Origin of the sequence: Aquimarina aggregata, from assembly GCF_001632745.1 — a bacterium.
GTDB classification, from domain to species: domain Bacteria; phylum Bacteroidota; class Bacteroidia; order Flavobacteriales; family Flavobacteriaceae; genus Aquimarina; species Aquimarina aggregata.
This window is the reverse complement of sequence record NZ_LQRT01000024.1, coordinates 101,989-125,702: the sequence shown is the minus strand read 5'-3', so window position 1 is coordinate 125,702 and position 23,714 is coordinate 101,989. Positions and strand designations below refer to the sequence as shown.

The 23,714-nt window shown below is 33.4% G+C and carries 20 protein-coding genes; 15 read left to right on the top strand and 5 right to left on the bottom strand.

Annotated features, from left to right (window positions below):
- Window positions 1–16: 16 nt before the first annotated feature.
- Genes AWE51_RS15795 through sufD form a run of 3 tightly spaced genes read left to right on the top strand, consistent with a single transcriptional unit; the run spans window position 17 to window position 3,025 of the window.
- Window positions 17–895, top strand: coding sequence for an N-acyl homoserine lactonase family protein (locus tag AWE51_RS15795; RefSeq protein WP_066315229.1), 879 nt, complete (start codon window positions 17–19; stop codon window positions 893–895).
- Window positions 896–901: 6 nt separating this feature from the next.
- The gene (gene sufC, locus AWE51_RS15790) at window positions 902–1,654 is read left to right on the top strand and encodes a Fe-S cluster assembly ATPase SufC (RefSeq protein ID WP_066315226.1); all 753 of its coding nucleotides are present in this window, start codon (window positions 902–904) and stop codon (window positions 1,652–1,654) included.
- A 57-nt stretch (window positions 1,655–1,711) separates the two neighbouring features.
- Window positions 1,712–3,025, top strand: coding sequence for a Fe-S cluster assembly protein SufD (gene sufD, locus AWE51_RS15785; protein WP_066315225.1), 1,314 nt, complete (start codon window positions 1,712–1,714; stop codon window positions 3,023–3,025).
- 74 nt (window positions 3,026–3,099) lie between these two features.
- Here the strand turns inward: sufD and AWE51_RS15780 are convergent, their stop codons facing one another.
- Window positions 3,100–4,452, bottom strand: coding sequence for a serine hydrolase domain-containing protein (locus AWE51_RS15780; RefSeq protein ID WP_066315222.1), 1,353 nt, complete (start codon window positions 4,450–4,452; stop codon window positions 3,100–3,102).
- Window positions 4,453–4,552: 100 nt separating this feature from the next.
- On the opposite strand from AWE51_RS15780, the gene AWE51_RS15775 reads away from it, so the two are divergent.
- The 8 genes from AWE51_RS15775 (at window position 4,553) to AWE51_RS15740 (ending at window position 11,668) form a co-directional block, all read left to right on the top strand.
- Window positions 4,553–5,767 (top strand): aminotransferase class V-fold PLP-dependent enzyme, encoded by a 1,215-nt coding sequence (locus tag AWE51_RS15775; RefSeq protein ID WP_066315218.1) that lies wholly within the window; start codon window positions 4,553–4,555, stop codon window positions 5,765–5,767.
- Window positions 5,768–5,987: 220 nt separating this feature from the next.
- Window positions 5,988–6,983 (top strand): zinc metalloprotease, encoded by a 996-nt coding sequence (locus AWE51_RS15770; protein ID WP_066315212.1) that lies wholly within the window; start codon window positions 5,988–5,990, stop codon window positions 6,981–6,983.
- A 412-nt stretch (window positions 6,984–7,395) separates the two neighbouring features.
- Window positions 7,396–8,400 carry a zinc metalloprotease gene (locus AWE51_RS15765; RefSeq protein WP_066315210.1) on the top strand — a complete coding sequence of 335 codons (1,005 nt, stop codon included), beginning with the start codon at window positions 7,396–7,398 and terminating at the stop codon, window positions 8,398–8,400.
- 58 nt (window positions 8,401–8,458) lie between these two features.
- On the top strand, window positions 8,459–9,172 hold the full coding sequence (locus AWE51_RS15760) for a DUF4377 domain-containing protein (RefSeq protein WP_066315206.1): 714 nt from the start codon (window positions 8,459–8,461) through the stop codon (window positions 9,170–9,172).
- Between the two features lie 38 nt (window positions 9,173–9,210).
- Window positions 9,211–9,633, top strand: coding sequence for a SufE family protein (locus tag AWE51_RS15755; protein ID WP_066315204.1), 423 nt, complete (start codon window positions 9,211–9,213; stop codon window positions 9,631–9,633).
- Between the two features lie 57 nt (window positions 9,634–9,690).
- Window positions 9,691–10,017 carry a DUF59 domain-containing protein gene (locus AWE51_RS15750; protein WP_066315201.1) on the top strand — a complete coding sequence of 109 codons (327 nt, stop codon included), beginning with the start codon at window positions 9,691–9,693 and terminating at the stop codon, window positions 10,015–10,017.
- Window positions 10,018–10,056: 39 nt separating this feature from the next.
- Entirely contained in the window at window positions 10,057–10,566 is a 510-nt protein-coding gene (locus AWE51_RS15745; RefSeq protein WP_066315198.1) for a DUF2480 family protein, read from the top strand.
- Window positions 10,567–10,732: 166 nt separating this feature from the next.
- The gene (locus AWE51_RS15740; RefSeq protein WP_066316318.1) at window positions 10,733–11,668 is read left to right on the top strand and encodes a DUF3078 domain-containing protein; all 936 of its coding nucleotides are present in this window, start codon (window positions 10,733–10,735) and stop codon (window positions 11,666–11,668) included.
- 54 nt (window positions 11,669–11,722) lie between these two features.
- Here AWE51_RS15740 and AWE51_RS15735 read toward each other — a convergent pair whose 3' ends face one another.
- Window positions 11,723–12,163 (bottom strand): GNAT family N-acetyltransferase, encoded by a 441-nt coding sequence (locus tag AWE51_RS15735; protein ID WP_066316316.1) that lies wholly within the window; start codon window positions 12,161–12,163, stop codon window positions 11,723–11,725.
- Between the two features lie 111 nt (window positions 12,164–12,274).
- On the opposite strand from AWE51_RS15735, the gene AWE51_RS15730 reads away from it, so the two are divergent.
- The gene (locus AWE51_RS15730; RefSeq protein WP_082832473.1) at window positions 12,275–13,300 is read left to right on the top strand and encodes a DUF3078 domain-containing protein; all 1,026 of its coding nucleotides are present in this window, start codon (window positions 12,275–12,277) and stop codon (window positions 13,298–13,300) included.
- 13 nt (window positions 13,301–13,313) lie between these two features.
- On the opposite strand, the gene hflX is transcribed toward AWE51_RS15730, so the two are convergent.
- The gene (gene hflX, locus AWE51_RS15725) at window positions 13,314–14,522 is read right to left on the bottom strand and encodes a GTPase HflX (RefSeq protein ID WP_066315195.1); all 1,209 of its coding nucleotides are present in this window, start codon (window positions 14,520–14,522) and stop codon (window positions 13,314–13,316) included.
- Between the two features lie 149 nt (window positions 14,523–14,671).
- Here hflX and AWE51_RS15720 point away from each other — a divergent pair, with 149 nt between their 5' ends.
- Entirely contained in the window at window positions 14,672–15,643 is a 972-nt protein-coding gene (locus AWE51_RS15720; RefSeq protein WP_066315192.1) for an endonuclease/exonuclease/phosphatase family protein, read from the top strand.
- 303 nt (window positions 15,644–15,946) lie between these two features.
- Complete coding sequence (locus AWE51_RS15715) at window positions 15,947–16,741, top strand: hypothetical protein (RefSeq protein ID WP_066315190.1); 795 nt, start codon at window positions 15,947–15,949, stop codon at window positions 16,739–16,741.
- Between the two features lie 71 nt (window positions 16,742–16,812).
- Here the strand turns inward: AWE51_RS15715 and AWE51_RS15710 are convergent, their stop codons facing one another.
- Entirely contained in the window at window positions 16,813–18,243 is a 1,431-nt protein-coding gene (locus tag AWE51_RS15710; protein ID WP_066315188.1) for an expansin EXLX1 family cellulose-binding protein, read from the bottom strand.
- Window positions 18,244–18,477: 234 nt separating this feature from the next.
- Window positions 18,478–18,669: a hypothetical protein gene (locus AWE51_RS15705; RefSeq protein ID WP_066315186.1), complete on the bottom strand. Its 192-nt coding sequence runs from the start codon at window positions 18,667–18,669 to the stop codon at window positions 18,478–18,480.
- A gap of 409 nt (window positions 18,670–19,078) precedes the next feature.
- Between AWE51_RS15705 and AWE51_RS15700 the strand changes: the two genes are divergently transcribed.
- On the top strand, window positions 19,079–23,692 hold the full coding sequence (locus tag AWE51_RS15700; RefSeq protein WP_082832472.1) for a T9SS type A sorting domain-containing protein: 4,614 nt from the start codon (window positions 19,079–19,081) through the stop codon (window positions 23,690–23,692).
- Window positions 23,693–23,714 lie beyond the last annotated feature (22 nt).

Genomic DNA, 23,714 nt, shown 5'->3' with positions numbered 1-23,714 from the left:
TAAGTAAAACTAAAAAGTGAAAAAATATATAGCCTTATTATTTCTTACCGTTGTTCTCTTTGCGTGTAAAGAGACTAAAAAAGAAAAATCCGAAACCACAGTCGTTTCAGAAGAAATTAAAAAACCGGAAGTTAAGCTATATACATTTAGCGGTGGTAAAGTATTGGTAAATAATTTAGAGCTTTTTTCTCAAGACACTACTTATCATGGTCAAAGCAAAGAATTTGCCGATGCTTTTTATGTAGTTAGTCACCCAAAGGGTAATTTGATGTGGGATGCAGGCTTACCAGAGACTCTAATTGGTCTACCAGAACCTTTTACAGACCCAAGTGGAGCGTTCACTGTATCAAGAAAAGATTCTGTAGTTAATCAGTTAAAATCGATAGGAATGACTGTTCAAGATATCAAATATATTGCGTTATCGCATACACATTTTGATCATACAGGACATGCCAATACTTTCAAGAATTCTACATGGTTAGTGCAGAAAACAGAATATGATTCTATAACAAGTCCTACAAGTCAAAAAATAAATGCCGATAACTACAATGCCATAAAAGAACTAACCACCACTAAAAAACTTAATGGTGATTTTGATGTTTTTGGTGATGGTAGTGTTGTTATCAAATCAATGCCAGGCCATACTCCTGGTCATCAGGTTCTATATCTTGACTTAGCAGAACATGGTCCTCTTTTATTATCAGGAGACTTGTACCATTTATATGAAAATAGAGAACATAAAAGAATCCCTATTTTCAATTTTGATGTAGATCAAACTTTAGAAAGTATGGACAAATTTGAAGCTTTTGCTGAAGAAAATAAAGCAAAAGTTTACTTACAACACCAAAAAGAAGATTTTAATAAATTGCCAAAAGCACCTAAATATTTAAATTAAGAGAAGATGCTGAAAATAAAAGATTTACACGCAAGCGTGGAAGGGAAAGAAATTTTAAAAGGACTTAACTTAGAAGTTAAGGCTGGAGAAATTCATGCTATAATGGGACCTAATGGTGCAGGAAAAAGTACTTTGGCCAATATCGTTGCAGGAAAAGAAGAATACGAAGTAACTGATGGAGAAATTCTTTTAAATGGAGAAGACATTGAAGAATTAGCTACAGAAGAACGCGCTCACAAAGGTGTTTTCTTATCTTTTCAATATCCTGTAGAGATTCCTGGAGTAACAGTAACTAACTTCATGAAAACTGCAATCAACGAAACCAGAAAAGCGCAGGGGCTTGAAGAAATGCCTGCAAAAGATATGCTGAAAAAGATTCGCGAAAAATCTGAATTGCTAGAGATCGATCGTAAATTCTTATCACGATCTCTAAACGAAGGATTCTCTGGTGGAGAGAAAAAAAGAAATGAAATTTTTCAGATGGCAATGATGGAACCTAAATTAGCCATCCTTGATGAAACAGATTCTGGATTAGACATTGACGCATTACGAATTGTTGCTAATGGTGTTAACAAACTAAAAAGTAACGATAATGCTATTGTCGTAATTACACATTACCAAAGACTTCTTGATTATATCGTTCCTGATTTTGTACACGTACTATATGATGGAAAGATTGTAAAATCTGGAACCAAAGAACTTGCTCTAGAGCTTGAAGAAAAAGGATACGATTGGATTAAAGAAGAAATAAACGCATAATAAGTTAAGTGTTCATTAGTAAATAACAATACTTAGCAGATAACAAGGAACGAGAATATGGAATTGAAAGATAAATTAGTATCTTCTTTTTTGGCTTTTGAAAATACAGTAGACGTAGACGCGCCTATACATGATATTAGAAGCCAGGCAATAAAAAGCTTTGAAGAAAAAGGGTTTCCTACCAAAAAAGAAGAAGCGTGGAAATACACTTCTCTAAATGCTATATTAAAACACGATTATAGTATTTTTCCTGATGAGGAGAATGCATTAGAATTTAAAGATGTCAAAAGATTCTTTATTAATGATCTTGACACCTATAAAATTGTGTTTATAGATGGTAAATATTCTTCGCACTTGTCTGAGACTACTCATGATAAAATTGACGTGTGTTTGATGTCTTCTGCACTTTCTAATGATAAATATAAGGTTGTTATCGACAACTATTTTAATAAAATAGCAAAGCAAGATGGTCTTACATCATTAAATACAGCATTTTCTAGAGAAGGAGCATATATTTATATTCCAAAAAACAAATTGGCCGATAAGCCAATCCAGATTATACATTTTTCTACAGGAAAAGAAGCTGCACAAATGTTGCAACCTCGAAATTTAATTGTTGTAGAAGAAAATTCTCATGTTCAAATTATAGAACGTCATCAAAGTCTCACAGACAACCCTGTGTTAACAAATTCGGTTACAGAGATTTTTGCTGATAAAAGAGCAATTGTAGATTACTATAAAATCCAAAATGATAATCAAAATGCTTCTTTAATAGACAATACATATATAGATCAACATGCCCAAAGTATAGCATCTGTTCACACTTTTGCTTTTGGAGGAAACATCACCAGAAATAATTTAAACTTTTATCAGAAAGGTGAAGGAATAGACTCTATCCTTAATGGAGTAACTATTATCGAAGGAAAACAGCATGTAGACCACAATACACTAGTACATCATACAGAACCTAATTGTGAAAGTCATCAGGATTACAAAGGTATTTTTGATGAAAAAGCAACAGGAGTTTTTAACGGAAAAATTATTGTAAACAAGGAAGCTCAAAAAACTAATGCTTTTCAATCTAACAATAATATCTTACTAAGTGATAAGGCAACAATAAACTCAAAACCACAACTAGAAATTTTTGCAGATGATGTAAAATGCTCGCATGGGTGCACAATAGGACAGCTAGACGATAATGCTTTATTCTATATGCGTTCGAGAGGTATTGCAGAAAAAGAAGCCAAAGCACTACTTATGTATGCTTTTGCAAATAACGTACTAGAAAGTGTAAAAATACCTCAGCTAAAAACTAGAATCAACAAGTTAATTGCCACAAAACTTGGAGTTAATCTTGGTTTTGATTTGTAAACAGTAGATTCAAATCAAACAATTATACATATAAAGCCTATTCATATTCAAGAATAGGCTTTAGTTTTTTGAATTTATTTTACTGCACTAACCATTTCTTTTAAGAAATTATTGAAGTCAACTCCAGCATCTCCTATAAGCCCAAATCGCACAATAACTAAATCTTTAGACGGAATAATAAAAACACGCTGTCCTTGATATCCATTTGCAGAGAACATGTCTTTCGGAGCATCAGGGTAGAATCCTCCTGAATTTAACCAAAAATGACCCCCGTAATCTCCATCAGAAGTGGGACTTGGCGTAGTTACATAATCTACCCAAGAAGGGTCAAAAATTTGAGTTCCGTTCCAATTTCCTCTATGAAGATATAGTGACCCAAACTTGGCCCAATCTCTAACGGTTGCCCAACCATAAGATGATCCCACATAGTTCCCGGCCATATCAGTTTCTATGAGCATAGAATGCATACCTATCTTATCTATAAATTCACGATACGGAAAATCAAGATACTCTTGATAGGTATTAAATTGTTTTCTTAAAATACCAGATAATAAATTAGATGTACCAGAAGAATAATACCAGTTTTCATTGGGTTTATGAATTGCTTTTTTATGAATCTGAGGAGTGGTCATATCCTTATCGATATACAACATTTTTGTAACATCAGATATAGAACCGTAATCTTCATCCCATTCAAGACCACTATTCATTTGTAACAAATTATTTATCGTGATCTCTTTTCTTTCGTCATTTTGCCATTCGGCAATAGGTGCTTTACTATTAATATCAATTTTACCTTGAGATTGTAACACGCCATACATCGTACTCAGAATACTTTTTGTCATAGACCAACCTAATAACTTAGAGTTTTTGTCAAAACCGTCTATATATCGTTCACTAATAATTTGATCTTTATACAACACTAAAACTGCTCGTGTTTTCTTTTCTTCTACTCCATTAGTATCAAATATAGAGGCTACCGTACTTTCTATCTTTTTATAATCTAATTGTTCAAAAACTGTATCTTTTTGAGGTAAAGCACCATAGGGATAAGGCTCGTCTATTTTAGAAAATGTCCTGTTTGGTGCCAAAAAAGGTTTGTCTTCATCAAAATCTTCATCGACTAAAATACTTCCTAATCCTTCTCTGTATATTGCTTTACGCTCTTTGAGTCCGTATACATTAGCTATCGCATACTTTTTATCTAGATCAATTTCATCAGTTGCCAATTTTACCATCGGAACATTATGATCAGTCTTATCAGTATACTCAAGACTTCTATTTCCAAGAAAAACAGAAGAACTCATGTTTTTTGCAGAAAAGCCCGAAATAATTTCAAGTTTTGGATAATTAACTACTGCAGCACCACAAACCAGTACTACTAATAGAAGAAGTGCAATGCCAAAAATTTTTTTAAATCGTTTCATAGGATATAAAGAGTTATAGTCTATCTAAAAATAAGCAATCCTGATTAGAAAATCACCAATATAACATTTGGTATTATTATTTTTGCAAAAAGAAATTGTTATGCTTGATGTACAGAAAGTCCGAAAAGATTTCCCTATTCTTAATAGAGAAGTAAACGGAAAACCTTTGGTGTATTTTGATAATGCGGCTACTTCTCAAACGCCACAAATAGTTATCGATGCCATTGTAGACTATTATAGTAACTATAATGCCAATATACATCGAGGTGTACATACATTATCTCAAGAAGCAACAGATGCTTATGAGGTTGCAAGAAAAAAAATACAACACCATTTTAATGCAAAACATGCTCATGAGATTATTTTAACTTCAGGAACTACGCATAGTATTAATATTGTAGCTACTGGATTTACTAGTTTTCTTTCTAAGGGGGATGAAATCATTGTTTCGGCACTAGAGCATCACTCTAACATTGTACCATGGCAAATGCTGTGTGAACGTACAGGTGCTTTTCTTAAAGTAATTCCTATGAATTTAGAAGGAGAATTACGAATGGATATTTATGATGAGTTACTTTCTGACAAAACTAAACTGGTTTTCACTAATCACATCTCTAATGCATTAGGAACTATTAATCCTATTGAAGAAATTATTACTAAAGCTCATAAAGTAGGAGCAGCAGTCCTTATAGATGGAGCACAATCCTGCCCGCATATTAAACCAGACGTACAAGATCTGGATGTTGATTTTTATGTAGCTTCAGCACATAAACTTTGCGGACCTACTGGTGTTGGTCTTCTTTATGGAAAAGAAGAATGGCTTAATAAACTTCCTCCTTATCAAGGTGGTGGTGAAATGATAGACCAGGTAACTTTCGAGAAAACGACCTATGCCGGTCTTCCTCATAAGTTTGAAGCAGGAACTCCTAATATCTGCGGTGGTATTGCATTTGGTGTGGCTCTAGATTATATGAATAGTATCGGTTTTGACGCTATTGCAGCTTATGAAAATGAATTACTTGATTACGGAACTCAAAAACTATTAGAAATTGATGGGTTAAAAATTTATGGTACTTCTAAAAACAAAACCTCGGTTATATCTTTCAATTTAGAAAATATACACCCGTATGATATAGGATCCATAGTAGATAAACTTGGAATAGCTGTTCGAACAGGCCATCATTGTGCGCAGCCAATAATGGATTTTTATAAAATTCCAGGAACTATACGCGCCTCTTTTTCATTTTATAATACCAAAGAAGAAATCGATGCTCTTGTTGAAGCTGTTAAAAAAGCTCAAATGATGTTAAGTTAGTATTACTCAAGAATCATTTTTGCCATTTTTTTACGCACTCAAGTTTTTAGATTATTCTTTTTTTATGTGCAAGTGCATAATATGCTTTTTTTAGATTGTATAAAAAAGATGTTAATTTAGTTATAAATATTTGACTATCAGTTTGTTAAATTAACAAAAGCTTCTATATATTTTAGAAAAAAGAACTATCTTTTCATTTGTTGTATGTAATACTCTTAAAATGAAAAAGTTAGCAATTTCTGGTATAATCCTCTTATCATTTTTTTTCTTAGGCTGTCCTGCCGACAAAAAAGTAGATGATCCACAATGTATGGATACCGAAAAATCCAGAAGTCTATATAAACTAACCGGTAAAGATTCTATCAAAAGATGTGGCACCATGAATCTTCTTGAAAAACATCTTATCAAAAACACAAAATTAAAATCAAAAATGGACACTATCGAAAAACAGTGTCAAGCCTTTATCGCTTTAAGTAAAAGTGGCAAAATAACCGATTTAGATACTATCACAATTCCTATAGTTGTGCATGTGATTTACAGTAAGACGGAGGAAAATATTTGTAATCAACAAATTCTCTCGCAGGTTGAAGTTTTAAATCAAGATTTTTCAAAAACAAATAAAGATATCGATCAAATACCTCAAGAATTTAAAAATAGTGCAAGTGATATAAACATCCGTTTTAGTCTTGACAGTATTATACGCGTCTCTTCTACAAGAACAGAATGGGGAACTGGAGATTCAATGAAATTTTCATCTAATGGGGGTTCTGATGGAATTGACCCTACAAAACATCTCAACATTTGGGTATGCAATATCGGTAATGGAATTTTGGGATATGCTCAGTTTCCTGGAGATGCAATTGCTACCGATGGTATTGTAATTTCTCCACAATTTTTTGGAACCGAAGGGTTTATTTCACCTCCTTTTGATAAAGGTAGAACAGCCACTCATGAAGTTGGCCATTGGCTAAACCTAAGACATATATGGGGTGATGGTAACTGTGCTGTAGACGATTTTGTTGAAGACACCCCTTCTTCTGATGGTCCAAATTTTGGTTGCCCTGACTATCCTACAATACGATGCGAATCAAATAACATGACCATGAATTATATGGATTATGTTGATGATAATTGTATGTATATGTTTACCAATGGGCAAAAAAATAGAATGCGAGCAACTTTTGCTAATGGAGGACCTAGAGAATCGTTTCTTTAGTCTGTTATCTTGAGTATATTGTTAAAAAAAAGCCATTTTTTAACATAGGGTTTTAGATACAACACTATTTATATCTGCTATTTTGCCAAAGTTCTTTCCCTTAAAACTATAATTATCTATTTATACATACCCGTTTTATACTTTGCATTCATAAAAAATAAAAATCTCATTATCAGTGTTTTATAATTATTTTTATTTGTTTGACTTAACTTAAATCGTACAAAAGACTAGAAAATGGGTAGGGTATTCTAACGCTAAACTGTTTTATTAGTAACCCTTTAAAACTAGAAAACACCAAAAAATGAAATAGTGAAAATTTTTGTTAAAAAAGAAACAACTAAATTATTTTTTCGTTATTAAATTAAGAAAAGTAACACAATCGCATCTTAGTATACTATCAAACCCCGTAATAATGATACCAAAAACCCCTATTAATGCTTTTATTGCATTACTAATTAGCGTACTAACTATTAGTTGCATAGATTCCAAAAAAGAAGATGATGAAGAAGCGAATAATCTTAAGGAAATTGCAGCCGTAGATCAAACCAGAAAACGCCCTACAAGAACATGTAGTACTATGGATATTCTTAAAAAGCATTTGACCGAGACTCCTGATTTACGAGCAAAAATGATAACTATAGAAAAGCAATGTGAAGCATTTATCAAATCAAGAAAAAGTGGTGAAACAAAAGACTTAAATACCATATCAATACCAATAATAGTACATGTTATCTATAACAATGAAAACGAAAATATAAGCGATACACAAATAAAATCCCAGATTGATATTCTAAATCAAGATTTTACCAAAACAAACCTTGATCGTGATCAGGTTCCGCAAGAATTTTTGCCTCTTGCAGCGAACATTCAAATTAATTTTAATCTTGAAAAAGTAATACGCGTTTCTTCTGAAAGAACAGAATGGGGAACTGGAGATGAAATGAAATTTTCTTCTAGTGGTGGGTCAAACGTTGTTACCCCCCAAAGTCATTTAAACATATGGGTTTGTAATATCGGAGAAGAAGCTCTGGGATATGCACAATTTCCTGGAGATAACCCATTAACAGATGGCATTGTAATATCACCTCAATATTTTGGTTCAGAAGGGTATGTCTTATCTCCTTTTGATCGTGGTAGAACCGCTACACATGAAGTGGGTCATTGGCTTAACTTAAGACATATCTGGGGAGATGGGCGTTGTATGAAAGATGATTATGTAGATGATACTCCATCTGCCGATCAACCAAATTATGGTTGTCCAGAATATCCAGTACTTAGTTGTAATACAAATGATATGAGTATGAACTATATGGATTATGTAGATGATACATGTATGTATATGTTTTCTAAAGGTCAAAAGGATAGAATGCGAGCTGTATTTGCCGAGGGAGGTCCAAGGCAAAGTTTTATCAAATAGACATCTAAACAATTTTTTCTTGATTTCATTTTTTAATACTTTTAAAAAAAGTAATAATATGAAAACAATAATGCTCATTTTTAGCACATTTTTCTTCTTATCTTCTTGTCAAGAAACCAAAAAGGTATATATAGCCGATCATCTAATAGATTGCCAAGGAGTAGCCCCTCAAAAATGTATGCTTTACAAAGAAAATAGTAGTGATGAGTGGTCATATTTTTACGATCAGATAGATGGTTTTAAGTATGAAGAAGGTTTCTCTTACCAGCTCGAGGTTCTAGTAAAAAAAGTAGATAAACCACTTGCAGATGCTTCTGCAATACAATACACCCTAGTTAAGGTATTATCAAAAGAAAAACAAAACAATACGATAGCACAGCATACTCCCAATAAAATATCAAAACCTCAAGAAAACATTATTACTGTTGAATATCAAGCGGCATCAAGAGGTTCATTTCTAAACATAAAAATTGATAAAAAGCTTATCCAGAAAACTAAAGACAGGAACCTACAGAATATTTCCTCAAAACAATGTTCAAAAGAAGACTGGAATACCATTGTTGGTTTATTAAAAGATCTCAGTATCAAAACTATTAGCGAATTGGAAGCCCCAACAGAAAAACGTCTTTTTGATGGAGCTCCACACAGTATTTTAAAGATTACTTCAGATAAAAATACATTTACTTCAAATAGTTTTGACCATGGCCACCCTCCTTCAGAAATAAAACAATTAGTTAAGACTATACTATCATTGTCAGAAAGTATTGAATAGCAACAATTGTTGTTGTACTTTTGTACAAAAATTAAGCGATGTCCATAAAAGATATTCAGGAAGAGATTGTAGACGAGTTTAGTATGTTTGATGATTGGATGCAACGATATGAATATATGATCGAGCTAGGCAAATCACTTCCCCTTGTTGAAGAAAAATATAAAACAGATAGCAATATTATCAAAGGGTGCCAAAGTAAAGTTTGGGTTCATGCCGAAATGAAAGATGATAAAATCGATTTTACAGCAGATAGTGATGCCATTATCACAAAAGGAATAATTGCAATTTTAATTCGCGCTTTTTCTGGACAACACCCAAAAGACATTATCGATGCGGATACTGATTTTATTGATGAAATTGGTTTAAAAGAACATTTATCACCAACACGTGCAAATGGTCTTGTAAGCATGATTAAACAATTAAAAATGTATGCTATTGCATATCAAACACAATTAAACTAAAGTATTTACCTCCTTTGTCTGGTTACACCAGTAACAATTGATTAAAAAGTAATAAAGATGAGCGAAACAACTATAGATACGAATGAACTAGGAGAAAAAATTGTTGGAGTTCTTAAAACAATTTATGATCCTGAAATTCCAGTAGATATATATGAGTTAGGTTTAATTTATGATGTATTTGTTAATGAAGATTATGATGTTAAAATTCTTATGACGCTTACTTCGCCTAATTGTCCAGTAGCCGAATCATTACCAGAAGAAATTAGAGAAAAAGTAAAATCTCTTAATGCTGTAAATGATGTAGAAATGGAACTTACTTTTGACCCACCATGGTCACAAGACCTAATGAGCGAAGAAGCTAAATTAGAGCTGGGAATGCTTTAAAAGTCTAAACCTAATATACAGCGACAACATAAAACTACAATGGCAGAAGAAATCGTAAATAGAGTAGCAAATAATCAAAATCTAATCACTTTTGATCTCGAAGAATACTACCCAAATGGAAGACGGGTTTTATTTGACATCAAGGATTGGCTTTTTGAAGGGCTAATTTTACGAGAAAAGGACTTTAGAAAACATGTTGCCGATCATGACTGGAGTCAGTATAAAGAATCTTATGTAGCTTTAACATGTTCTACAGATGCTATTATCCCGGGATGGGCCTACCTTTTACTAACTAGTGCATTAATACCACATGTCAAGAGAGTTGTTGTAGGCTCATTAGAAATTCTCGAGACAATTCTTTATAATGAAATTATACATACTCTTGATGTTTCAGAATATCAGGATAAGCTTTTAATTATTAAAGGATGTTCAAATAAACCTGTTCCAGAGGGTGCATATATTTCTTTGATCCAAAAATTACAACCTGTGGCTAAAAGTATAATGTATGGCGAGGCATGCTCTTCTGTTCCTTTATATAAGAGAAAATAGATCGTTTTGTCCGTTAATTTGGTTTTTTATCGAAAAACCGAAATTTAAATAAAACCCCAATTATTCTTCAAATATCGATTGGGTTAAATTCGCATTTATTAAAATTAACGTTTAAATTATTACTATTTTTAATATGATAATAAAACACTTTAAACCTAACAAAATGATTAAGAAACTAGTTTTGGTAACGACCCTATTATTAGGAGCAACCTCTATCACAGCTCAAACACTTGAAGAATTAAAAAAGACTCAAGCAGCTAAAAAAGATTCTATTGCGGCTATACAGGGTAGAGTAAATGCGATACAAGCCCAAATTGATGCAATCCCTGGTTGGAAAATAGGTGCTTTTGGTACAATAGGAGGAAATATTTCAGGTTTTAACAATTGGTTCGCACAAGGCATTCCTAATAACTCTGCAGGAAATATAGGGATCACAATAAACCCTTATGCCAACTTACTTCAAGAAAAGTATTTTTGGAGAAATAGTGCAGCTATTAATCTTTCTTGGGTAAAGTTGGATGATGAAGATGATCCAACAGATGATGATAGTTTTAGAGAAGCTACAGATGTATTTACAGTTTCTTCTTTATTTGGTTATAAACTAACTAAAACATTAGCAGTATCTGTTTTAGGTGAATACAGAACAACATTACTTAATAATTTTAATGACCCAGGATATCTTGACCTTGGTGTTGGGGGTACATGGACTCCGATTAAAGATCTTGTTGTTGTTGTACACCCACTTAACTATAACTTTGTATTTAGTGAAGGCGCTGCGCAATATGAGTCTTCTTTAGGTGCTAAAATAGTTGCTGACTATACTCGTAAAATAGGAGCAATAAACTTTAAGACAAATTTATCTGCATTTTTAAGCTATGAAGATGCCGATTATTCTAACTGGACTTGGACTAACTCTTTCTCATATACTTTATGGAAAGCTATTGGTGTTGGTTTTGATTTTGGTTTAAGAAGTAATAAGCAAGAAGCGTTTAACTTTGCATTAGCTCAGGAGCCTGCAATTGTGCCAACTCCTACCTTAGAAAATACAGATAATGAATTACAATCTTTCTGGAATGTTGGACTAAGTTATTCTTTCCAATAAAATTTAGAAATATTCGATACAATAAAAGACCACCTTATAGGTGGTCTTTATTTTTTATAATATGAGTTTCATATGAAACTCGTGATCATCTTCTCCGATTGCTTTAAAACCAACTCGCTCATAAAGACGTATTGCCGGATTTTCTTTCAACACCTTTAAAATTAATATTTTTTTGGTACTTTTTGCTCTTGAAATTACATCCTCAACCACCTTTTTTCCTATTCCTAAACCTTGATACTCTGGTGCTATTTGCAACTGCATTATTTCTATCGTTTCTGCAGTTTCTATACATTTCAATACTCCTACTTTGTTATTCGACCTTAAAACAATATACGCCCCTTTAAAACCCTTGTTAACTCTATCTTTATGTTCTTTGTTGGACAAAAAGATGCCTGCCTTTTCAAGGTGCACAACCATGGTTTGCATTCTTAATTTAAATAAGAAAACTTTATCTTCTTCTTTGGCTTTTATAAGCTGTATTTTTAATTTTTCCAAAGCTAATTGTTTGTATCTAATACGAATATAATTCAATTTGAACGGTTCTACTGTTTGAAAAACTATGTGTATCCCGTATATTTGTGGCTTACCCTTGCAAAAAAAGATCAAATGAGTAAGTTTTCCTCGGTTCTTTTTCTGCTTTTTTTTATAGGAAAAACTGTAGGTCAGGAACAAGAAAAAGTAAAACAATTAGATTCGATTCAAATAAATTTGAAACGGGCTCTTGATAGTGTTTTAAAAAACACTACAAACGAGCTTAATATTATAGTGCTCAAAGCAAAATTAAAAGAAATAACTCCTAAAAAGGTTAAAAAAGAGCAAGTTGGATGGTTAACCAAAGGTAAATTTTCACTGTTGTTTAACCAGTCTTCATTTAATTTTGATTGGCAAGGAGGAGGGACTTCAAATATTTCGGGAAATGCAGGTGTTATTTATGAATTTAATTATAAAAAGAAAAGCCTTACTTGGGATAATAAAATTCAAACTGATTATGGTATCACTTTTTTAAAAGATGAAGACTTTGCCAGAAAAACTAATGATCGCCTTATTTTTAATACACGAGTAGGCCAACGTATCGGAGAAAGCAAATGGAACTATTCATTTTTTGCTAATTTTTTATCACAATTTGATAAAGGGTTTAGATTTGAAGTAGATCCTGATACAGATAGGACTATACGAATAGAAGAAACTCATTTTTTCTCTCCTGCTTTTGTACAAGCAGGTCCTGGATTACTTTGGAAAAAAAGAGATGATCTAACGATTAATATTGCTCCTGTAACCTCACGTATGATATTCGTAGATAAAGAATTTACTAATGTTCCAGGGTATGTTGATGGCGATTATTTTGGTATTGATGCTGGGGAGAGTACTAGATTTGAGTTTGGAGGTGCTTTAGCAGCAAATCTCAAGTTTCCTATTAGTAAAAGCTTCACTATTGAAAACATTCTAAATTTATATTCGAATTATATAGAAGATCCTGCTAATGTTGATATCGACTATACCCTTGATATGAACCTTAAGGTAAACAGATATATATCAAGCAGTTTTGTTTTCCAAAGCATTTATGATGATAACGCCACCGGAGCATTCCAAATACGTCAGGTTTTAGGTATAGGATTAGATTATAAATTCTAGCTTAGAACTCTTTTTATTCTTCTACAATTTCAGGATACAAGAAGTTATTATACGGAAATCGAGTTACATGTATATCTCGCACCTCTTTATATACCCGCTTTCTAAAGTCTTCTATATTCTCTTTTTGAATTGCAGAAATAAATAAAGCATTATCCCCTATTCTACTCATCCAAGTTTGTTTCCACTCCTCTAGTGTATAATGAGCTTTAGTTCTTTCTGTAGTCAAATCATCGGCATCGATAGTTTCATGTTCATAAGTATCAATTTTATTAAAAACCATAATAGTAGCTTTGTCTCTACAATCGATTTCTCCTAAAATCTTATTTACCGATTCGATATGATCCTCGAATTGAGGGTGAGAAATATCAACTACATGCAATAATAAATCTGCTTCTCTAACCTCATCTAACGTACTTTTAAAACTTTCTACAAGTTGCGTAGGTAATTTTCTAATAAATCCAACTGTATCACTTAATAAAAACGGAAGGTTACCAATTACCACTTTACGCACAGTGGTATCTAGAGTGGCAAAAAGCTTATTTTCTGCAAACACTTTACTTTTAGCAATCACATTCATAAGCGTAGACTTACCCACATTTGTATACCCTACTAAAGCTACACGAACTAATTTTCCGCGATTACCTCTTTGCGTAGCCATTTGTTTATCTATAGTAAGTAGTTTTTTCTTTAATAAAGAAATACGATCTCTTACAATACGTCTATCTGTTTCAATCTCTGTTTCTCCAGGTCCACGCATTCCAATACCACCACGTTGTCGCTCTAAGTGAGTCCATAAACCGGTAAGTCTTGGTAATAAATATTGATATTGTGCTAATTCTACCTGTGTGCGCGCATAGCTAGTTTGAGCGCGCTGAGCAAAAATATCCAAAATCAGATTCGTACGATCAATAATTTTTGCTTTTAAAATACGTTCAATATTTCGCATCTGTGCAGGCGTTAGCTCATCATCAAAAACAACAGTACCAATATCATGTTGCTCTACATAAACTCTAACATCTTCCATCTTACCTGATCCTATAAATGTCTTAGAATTAGGCATGTCCATTTTTTGAGTAAATCGTTTTACAACTTCTCCTCCTGCTGTATATGTAAGAAACTCTAACTCGTCTAAAAACTCATCTAGCTTTTCTTCATCTTGATTTTTAGTAATAATTCCTATTAATACCGTTCTCTCGTATGCTATTTCCTTGTGCTCTAACATTAGCTACTTTATCTTCTATATCTTAATTTATTATATTGCGCCATCGTTCTGATTGTTTTATATATCAGAACCGATGTAATATACAAAAGTACAACAATTATATACTCAGAAGTTTACAATATAAAGGGTTTCTTATAAAATTAAATGTCATGGCCAACAAATCTTATTTTAGTAAAAAAAACACGAACTACCACACCATTGCATTTTATAATTTGGAAAATCTATTTGATACGCAAGATGATCCAAATACGTTAGACGAAGATTTTTTACCTGACTCAGAAAAACAATGGAATCGTAAACGTTATGAAAATAAAATATTTAAACTAGGAACTGTAATTTCAAATATTGGGTTTTCTAAAGCTAGAAAGTCTCCTATTTTGGTTGGCGTAGCCGAAGTAGAAAATCAAAAAGTATTAGAAGATCTGGTTAGCTCAAAACATTTAAAAAACAAAAACTACGGTATTGTACATTATGATTCTCCCGACGAACGGGGTATCGATGTTGGATTGCTATATCAAAAAGAGCATTTTGAGGTTGTACACTCAGAAAGTATTCCTGTGTTAGTTGATAGTCAAAGAGGAGAAAGAGATTATACTCGTGATATTTTATGGGTTACTGGGATTTTAAATAATGAAGAAATTCATATTTTGGTTAATCATTGGCCTTCGAGACGTGATGGAGCAGAAAGCACATCATACAAACGCATTACAGCTGCCGAAAAAAATCGTGAAATAATTAGCAAAATCACTGCAGAAAATAGTAATGCTAAAATTATCATCATGGGTGACTTTAATGATGACCCATCTAGTGAAAGTGTTAATACACATTTAGTGCAAAATGATCTTTTTAACCCGATGGAAAAATTACTTACCAGATATAGAGGTACTACAAATTATAGAAGTCAGTGGAATCTATTTGATCAAATTATCTTTAGTCATAATTTTCATAAATACGAGAAAGGAAAACACTCTTTTTCTAGTGCATCAATATTTGATGATGATTTCTTAAAAATCTATAAAGGGCGTTATAAAGGAAAACCTTTTAGAACCTACGCTGCTGGAAAGTATACAGGTGGCTATAGCGATCATTTTCCAGTTTATATAAGATTGCAGCTAAATTAAAAAAACAAACTCCTTATTAAACAGGGGGGATAAAACCTCTTAAAAAGTCCGAATACTTTGAAAGTCAAAGATTCAGGATATTCTACATTTCCAACATTCTTAGTTTCGTACTGTAAAATTTTACAAACCCTTAGAGCTTACAGTATTTATACTACAACAGCAATATAAAACAAATTTAGCGCTAAAACACAAGTGTTTTATATGCAATACTAGTGTGCATTCCTGTGAGTCTCTAACCCACAGACTATTGCTTATTATCTGTATAAAAATTTATAAGCAACCACTCTTAAAACCAATATTAAAATGAAAAATTTATTGTATGTTTTACCCATCATAGGCGTACTATTCTTGACATCCTGTGATCGCGAAGAGAGTACAGAAATAGCTCCAGAAGAAGCTATTGTACAAGAACTCGATCAAACTGTTCCTAAGCAAACATTAGTTGCTAAGATACAGAAAGACGGCCATGAATTTCAATTTTTTAAAGTAGGTGCAGATAACAATATTGCTATTGTGCAGAAGCTTAATGAACTTGAAAGTAATGTAACTAGTGTCATCTTAGAAAATGAAGAAAGCACTCCTTTTGATGTATTTGTTAGTTTAACTAATCCCGATGTAAAGGTGCCGCAATCAATTGCTAATACAGCAATTAATAATGCTCTTATTTCTTCGGGAAGAAGTACTACTCATCAAACAGACCCACTTATAGTATTAGAACCTGGGTTTAATACGCTCAAAAGTGCTGCTTGTTATGATGTAGGTGCTACACAATTTAGAAATAAATATTGTGATGCTCCAGTATCTTCTACAGCCACAAGAATTGAATTCTGTGACAGTCAAAAATGGAACACGCTTATTCGTAATTCTGTTTTTGGAGGAAAATGGAAAAAGATGGATGATACCTTGGCTTGGACAAATGTTATCTGTGGTCTAACAAGACTACAGATTTATGGTAATGATGTTTTAGAATACCAGGTAGATTTCACCAATGGAATTTGGTATGTAAAATGGTATAACAAAGGAACTAAAAGACGTCAAGTAAAGAGGTTCCGTCCTAATAATACCGGGAAATTTAGAGCATATACTAAGTTCTTCTAGTCTTTAAATAGGACTTATCCCTAGTTTATATAGGCATCTTAATAAAGATGCCTATATTTTTGATACACTACTTATTTTTTAATGACTCTATATGTTTTGTCATTGGTTTTTACAAAATAGTTTCCTTTTGTATATAATGATAAGTCTATTGTGTTACCTGTTCCCTCTAAAAGAATTTTTCCTTCTATATTTTGTAATTTCCAAGGGCCCGTATAGCCCTGTAAAGTTACTTTAGAAGATGTAGGGTTTGGGTACATTTTAGTTTCTCCTATAAATGCTACAGATTCTAATTCGTTAGAAGAAGTAGTTGCAGGATTATTTCCTTGTGCAAGAGAGGCAGACCAATAGTTTAGGTTAAAACCAGATGTAATAACATTTAATCTGATATTATGTTTCCCTTTCGACAAAGGAATATTTGTAAGAATAACATCGGTATATTGTTGCCAATTGTTGGTATTAGGAATGGCTATTGGGGATGATGTATAACTGTCGTCAATCATCAACTGTATAGAAGATGTTGTAAAAATAGAAGCCGTCCTAAATTTAAAATTATAGGTTCCTGTCTGATCTGCGTTAATGGTATACGTGAGCCATTCTCCCACATTGGTCCAGCCCACATTAAAACCTCCACCTGCATCTCCTGTTGTTTGAATGTCAACTCCTTCGTTTCTATATTGTCCTCCTCTATTTGCCACATCACTATCATTATACCCTTCTCCTTGTCCTCCTTTGTCAAAATCCTCTGCCTGTACCTGTCCTGGAAGAATATGATTTTTAAACGGTTGATTTCCTGATGTATCTCCTCCAGGAGAGTCTCCATCACAATTTGCAGGAACACTAAACTGTTGTGCTGTGTCAAAATCTGAATTTGTATTGATCTCGACAGCATCAAATATTAACTGCTCTCCTACAACCGATGTGATTCTTAGTTTCATAGGAGATGTTATTCCTTTTGGCTCAATAAAGAAATTGAAGAGCTTTCGTTCTACATTTATCCAGACATTATCTTTTAAATATTCCATTTTGGAAACAGCATATTTATGATCACGAAATTGTATTGCAGTCCAGTATTTTGAAGATCCTGATTTAAAATTTACCTTGATTGTTTCATTAGCCATCAATGGGCATGGAACAAATTTCCAAGTAATTGGTACTCGCCCATCTATTGGGTTTGCAACTTCTGAAAATGCTTCTTGGGTTAAATCCACATCTCCAGGTTTACATTCGGGACAACGGTCTACAACTTTCACAATTGTTTTTCCTCTGGATCCTGTTACTTCAAGGCAGGCACCACAGCCATTACTGTTATCATAATCTGCATTGTTTAATGCACAATGCTTAACATCATCGGCTGCTACAGGCAATGAGCAATTTCCTCCGGAACTGCCTGCAACACCACCATAAAAAGTGGCTTCTCCAGATTTTACATCATCATTACATTGGGCGGTAGTACATACATAGCATAGTAAGCATGCTATGAAAATAAACGTTTTTAGTTTCATAGATTTAGGTTTTAAAAGTGAAAACAGATCAAAGACGATCTTATATATGCAAACGAAATATATAGTTGGTTCTTATATATTCATTTCTAAGATAAGCAATCCTATTAACACAATCTCACCCATATATAGTATACTTTCTTTATCTAATTAAATAAAACCTATATAAAACAAAAGGCCACAATATTAATATTATGACCTAGCTCTAGTTCGAAAAAAGGGTGTTTAATTTTTAACTTAATGCTGTTCTTCATTCAAATCTTGATCTTTTTCTAAACCTATTTTAGTATCTATTATAGTATTTGTAAACCCTTCTGGCTCATTTGTATTTATAAACTCCTTTTCTCCGTCTGGTTTTTCACATGATATCATAAAAAATATACATGCCAATAAGAATACAAAACCAATATAATCCCCTAATTTTTTCATTTTGTCCTACCTCCTTTTTAATTAATATTTTATTTTTACTATAAATCTCATTGTGATTTTTTTTCGCTATAATCAAAGTCTTATTCCTAAAACATTATAAAATCAAAATACCCTACTATCTATTTTGATTTTATTTCATTGTTCCTATTCAAATATAAAACTCTATAAATCAAATAATTGGGTAGTAATACCTGATTTTGATAAGGTGTTTCACCTATTTGTTTTTGGGTCTTTAGCTAGATTAGCTTTTTATTTTAACATTATTGATTTACCTATATAACTGATTATTAAAGGGCTCGTGTCATAAATATTCATTTCTTTATGTTTTTTTAACATTGCTAGTAGGATTGAATGGTTCTAATGCCATACCTTGCGATACGCAAAAAATCACACATTCAAATTAATAGTCATGAAATTAAAATTACTTTTAATTCCGTTTGCTATCTGCTTTTTTCTAGCAATGCAAAATGGATTTTCTCAAACTACATTTATTAACGAAATACATTATGATAATGCTGGCGGAGATGTCGAAGAAGCTGTTGAAATAGCAGGAGTTTCAGGAACAGACCTTACCGGTTGGAGTATAGCATTATATAATGGTTCTAATGGTACTGTTTATAATACCGTATCACTTTCTGGCACCATTCCGGATCAACAAGACGGATTTGGAACAGTTATCGAAGTACTTCCTTCAAATGGATTACAAAATGGAGCCCCTGATGGACTCGCGTTAGTGGATAACACAGATACTGTTATTCAATTTTTAAGTTACGAAGGTACTATTACTGCAACTAACGGACCTGCATCTGGGACAACAAGTGTTGATATTGGGGTATCAGAATCTAGCAGCACAGTTGTAGGAGCCTCATTACAATTATCGGGAGCAGGTACTACTGCCGCAGATTTTGCTTGGGAAGCGACTACAACTAATACGTATGGTGCAGTAAATACAAATCAGACTTTTGGCAACCCAGTAGTAATGCCATTAATTAATGAGTTTGTATTTAATCATACAGGAGCAGACACCGATGAATTTGTTGAAGTTATCGCACCGGCAAATACTGATTTAAGTACATTTTGGATATTAGAAATCGAAGGAGATAGTAATGCTTCTGGTACTATAGATGAAGTTATACAATTAGGAACAACAGATGTAAACGGTTATTATACAACTCCTTTTGCAGGAAACACCTATGAAAATGGAAGCGTAGCTTTACTTCTAGTAAAAAACTTTACAGGTACTTTAGGACAAGACCTCGATACAAATGATGATGGTACTCTAGATACTACACCTTGGGAAGAGATCATTGATGACATAGGTGTAAATGATGGTGGTGCCGCAGATTTTAATTATGCAACAACTACATTATTGCAATCTTTTGATGGTAGCACCTTTACTGTGGGTGGGGCCTCAAGGTTTCCTAATGGAGTAGATACCGATGCAGTATCCGACTGGACAAGAAATGACTTCGACGGAAGTGGCTTACCAAGTTTTCCTGCAGTAGCAGCAGAACCAGGAGAAGCTGTAAATACACCTAACAGAGAAAATGTAATCATTGAAGATGTTGGCGGAGAAGATGCGGTATTAGTTATCAATGAAATAGATGCAGATACTAATGGATCTGATGTTTTAGAATTTGTTGAGCTATATGATGGCGGAACAGGAAATACTTCTTTAGATGGTCATATACTAGTATTTTATAATGGATCAAATAATCAAAGTTATGCCACTTATGATCTCACTGGATTTACTACAAATACTAACGGATATTTCGTGATTGGCAATACAGACGTTCCTAATGTATCGATCACATTTCCTGGAAATGGACTACAAAATGGACAAGATGCCGTTGCCCTATATAAAACAGAAGCATCAAACTTTCCTAATGGTTCGGCCGTTACTATTGACAATCTTGTCGATGCCATGGTTTATGATACAAACGATAGCGATGATGTTGAGCTGTTAGCACTATTAAATGCTAACGAGCCACAAGTCAACGAAGATGAAAAAGGAGATAAAGATTTTCACTCTTTACAACGTTTTCCAAACGGTTCTGGAGGATTAAGAAACACTTCTACTTATACACAGGCAATTGCTACTCCGGGTAGTGCAAATACGAATGCTACAGAAGTAGTAAATTTAATAATTAATGAAATCGACGCAGACACGCAAGGTTCTGACGCTTTAGAGTTTGTAGAATTGTATGATGGCGGAACAGGAAATACCTCTCTAGATGGTTTTGTATTGGTAAATTATAACGGAAGCAATAATACTAGTTATAATGCTATTGATTTAGATGGGTTTTCTACAGATGCAGAGGGTTACTTTGTTATTGGTAATACTGATGTTGCTAATGTAGATCTTGTAGTTCCAGGAAATTCGTTTCAAAATGGAGCGGATGCTGTAGTGCTTTATTTTGGAGACGCAACTTCTTTTCCTAATGGTACTGCCGTAAGTACTGATAATATCATTGATGCTATAGTTTATGATACTAATGATAGCGATGACCCAGAATTATTAGTTTTATTAAATGCTGGTCAACTACAAGTTAATGAAGATGCTAACGGAAACAAAGATGCTGAATCTTTGCAACGAGTTCCTAATGGCGAAGGGGGTGCTCGTAACACCAGTACATATGTTGCAAAAGCTCCTACTCCAGGAGCCAGTAATGATGGTGTTATTGTTGTTCCCGGAGAACCAATTACCATAGCAGAAGCGAGAGCTGCTGCTGCCGGGACTCCTGTTACTATTACAGGAGTACTTACCGTTACCGATAGTTTTAATGGTCCTGCATTTATACAAGATGAAACGGGTGGAATTGCTGTTTTTGATCAACAAGTACATGACAATCCTAATGTAAAAGTTGGAGACTCTATTACCTTAACAGGTGTTAGAGATAACTTTAATGATCAGGTTCAAATCAATGGTGTTGTAGAGGTCATTAATAATGGGCTTCCACAAAACCCTATTGCTCCTTTAGAAATAACATTAGCAGAACTTGCCGACCATCCTGGTGAGTTAGTTAGAATACTTAATACTACATTCCCAAATCCTGGTGATCTATTATTTGGAAACTCTAATTTTACACTTACTGATGCAAGTGGAAATGGAGAATTACGTGTAGATAATAATGTTGCTTCTGTAGTGGGTAAAGTACAGCCAATTACATGTCCAGAAGTTACAGGTGTTGTTGGTCGTTTTAGAGAGTTTTTCCAGTTATTACCTAGACAAGATAGTGATATTCCTTGTGCAGTAGAATTTATACCTCCTGGAGATACTGTTGGTTTTCCTAAAGAAGATACATTTGATGTAGTCACTTGGAATATCGAGTGGTTTGGAGACGAAAACAACTCTCCTGTAGGTCAAAATCCAATGTCTGATGCCATACAAAGAGATAGTACTGCTGCCGTATTAAGAACACTAAATGCAGATGTATATGCTGTAGAAGAGATCGCAGATGATGCTTTGTTTGACGAGTTAGTAGGTTTATTACCAGGATATGATTATATCTTGTCTGATGCCGTTTCTAATCCGGGAGGTACACCTCCTTTTCAAAAAGTAGGTTTTATCTATAATACACAAACTGTTTCTGTGGTTAAGACAAGAGCAATGTTACAATCAATACACCCGTTATATAATGGAGGTGATGATTCTGCTCTAATAAATTATCCAAGTGAAACTTCTCGTTTTTATGCAAGTGGAAGATTACCTTTCTTAATGACTGCAGATGTAACAATTAATGGAGTAACAGAACGTATCGACCTTATTGCTTTGCACGCCAGAGCAAATAGTGGTAATGGTGCGCAAAACCGTTATGATATGCGTAAATATGATGTTGAGGTGTTAAAAGATTCATTAGACGCTAATTTTGCAAATAACAAAGTAATTTTGTTAGGGGATTATAATGATGATGTTGATGAGACTGTTGCCGACATTACCTCAACTATTTCTAGTTTCCAGGAATATGTTGATGATAATGCTAATTATAATATTGTTTCTTCGGCACTAAGTGATGCAGGTTTACGCTCTTTTATTTCTAGAGAAAATATGATTGATCATATTGCCATTACAAATGACCTTAATGAAGCTTATATCGAAAATTCTGTCACTGTGCATTATGATGTGTATGATAATGATTATGCATTTACCGCATCTGATCATTTACCTGTTTCTGCTCGATTCTTATTAGAACCTGAATTTGTAGACAATGAATGCGCCGGTGGTACTGTCGTTTCGTTTGATCAAGGTCGTAGACGAGATGGTCGTAGAATCTCAAGATTTAGAAGTTATCCGCAAAAAGCTCTAGGAAACCCAAGAGAAAGAAGGTATTTTAATTTTGTGAGCTTAGGATTTGGTGGATCTATCACTATAGAACTTACTAATGAAATCTTTGACAATGCAGATACAAATGAGTTCGCTGTATTCGAATCTACAGGCTTCTTTGATAACATTCCTTGTCATTATTTTCCAGAATCTGCAGAGGTGTTCGCATCACAAGATGGTGTTGAATTTGTATCTCTGGGGACTACTTGTCAGGATGGAGAATTTGACTTAGCTACAGGTAATTTAAGATCTGCCAAATATATTAAAGTGGTCGATACTAGTGATAAAAACATATTTCCTTGGTTTGCCGACGGCTATGACCTTGATGCTATTGTTTGTTTAGAAAATGGTAAGCGTTTTTCAACAAAAAATGCAACAACATTTATAGGTACGCCTACCGCTTTTGAAAGTGAATTAATGGAAAAAGATTTTGGTCTAGAAGAAATAGCTATAGCCATGTATCCTAACCCTGCTAACGAAAAGTTATCCATTGCATTTAATACACTAGCAAAAAGCAACGTCAATGTTATAATGACAGATGTGACTGGAAAAACAGTATATAACCAAAGTATACAACTTAATGTTGGAGAATCTAAACTAACTATTGATATGACGCGCTACCCTAAAGGTTTCTATATGGTAAGTGCTGCCGACGAAAAAGGAAGTTTTAGTGTCGTTGAAAAGATTATACATCAATAACACACACTAGCATTTAAAAACA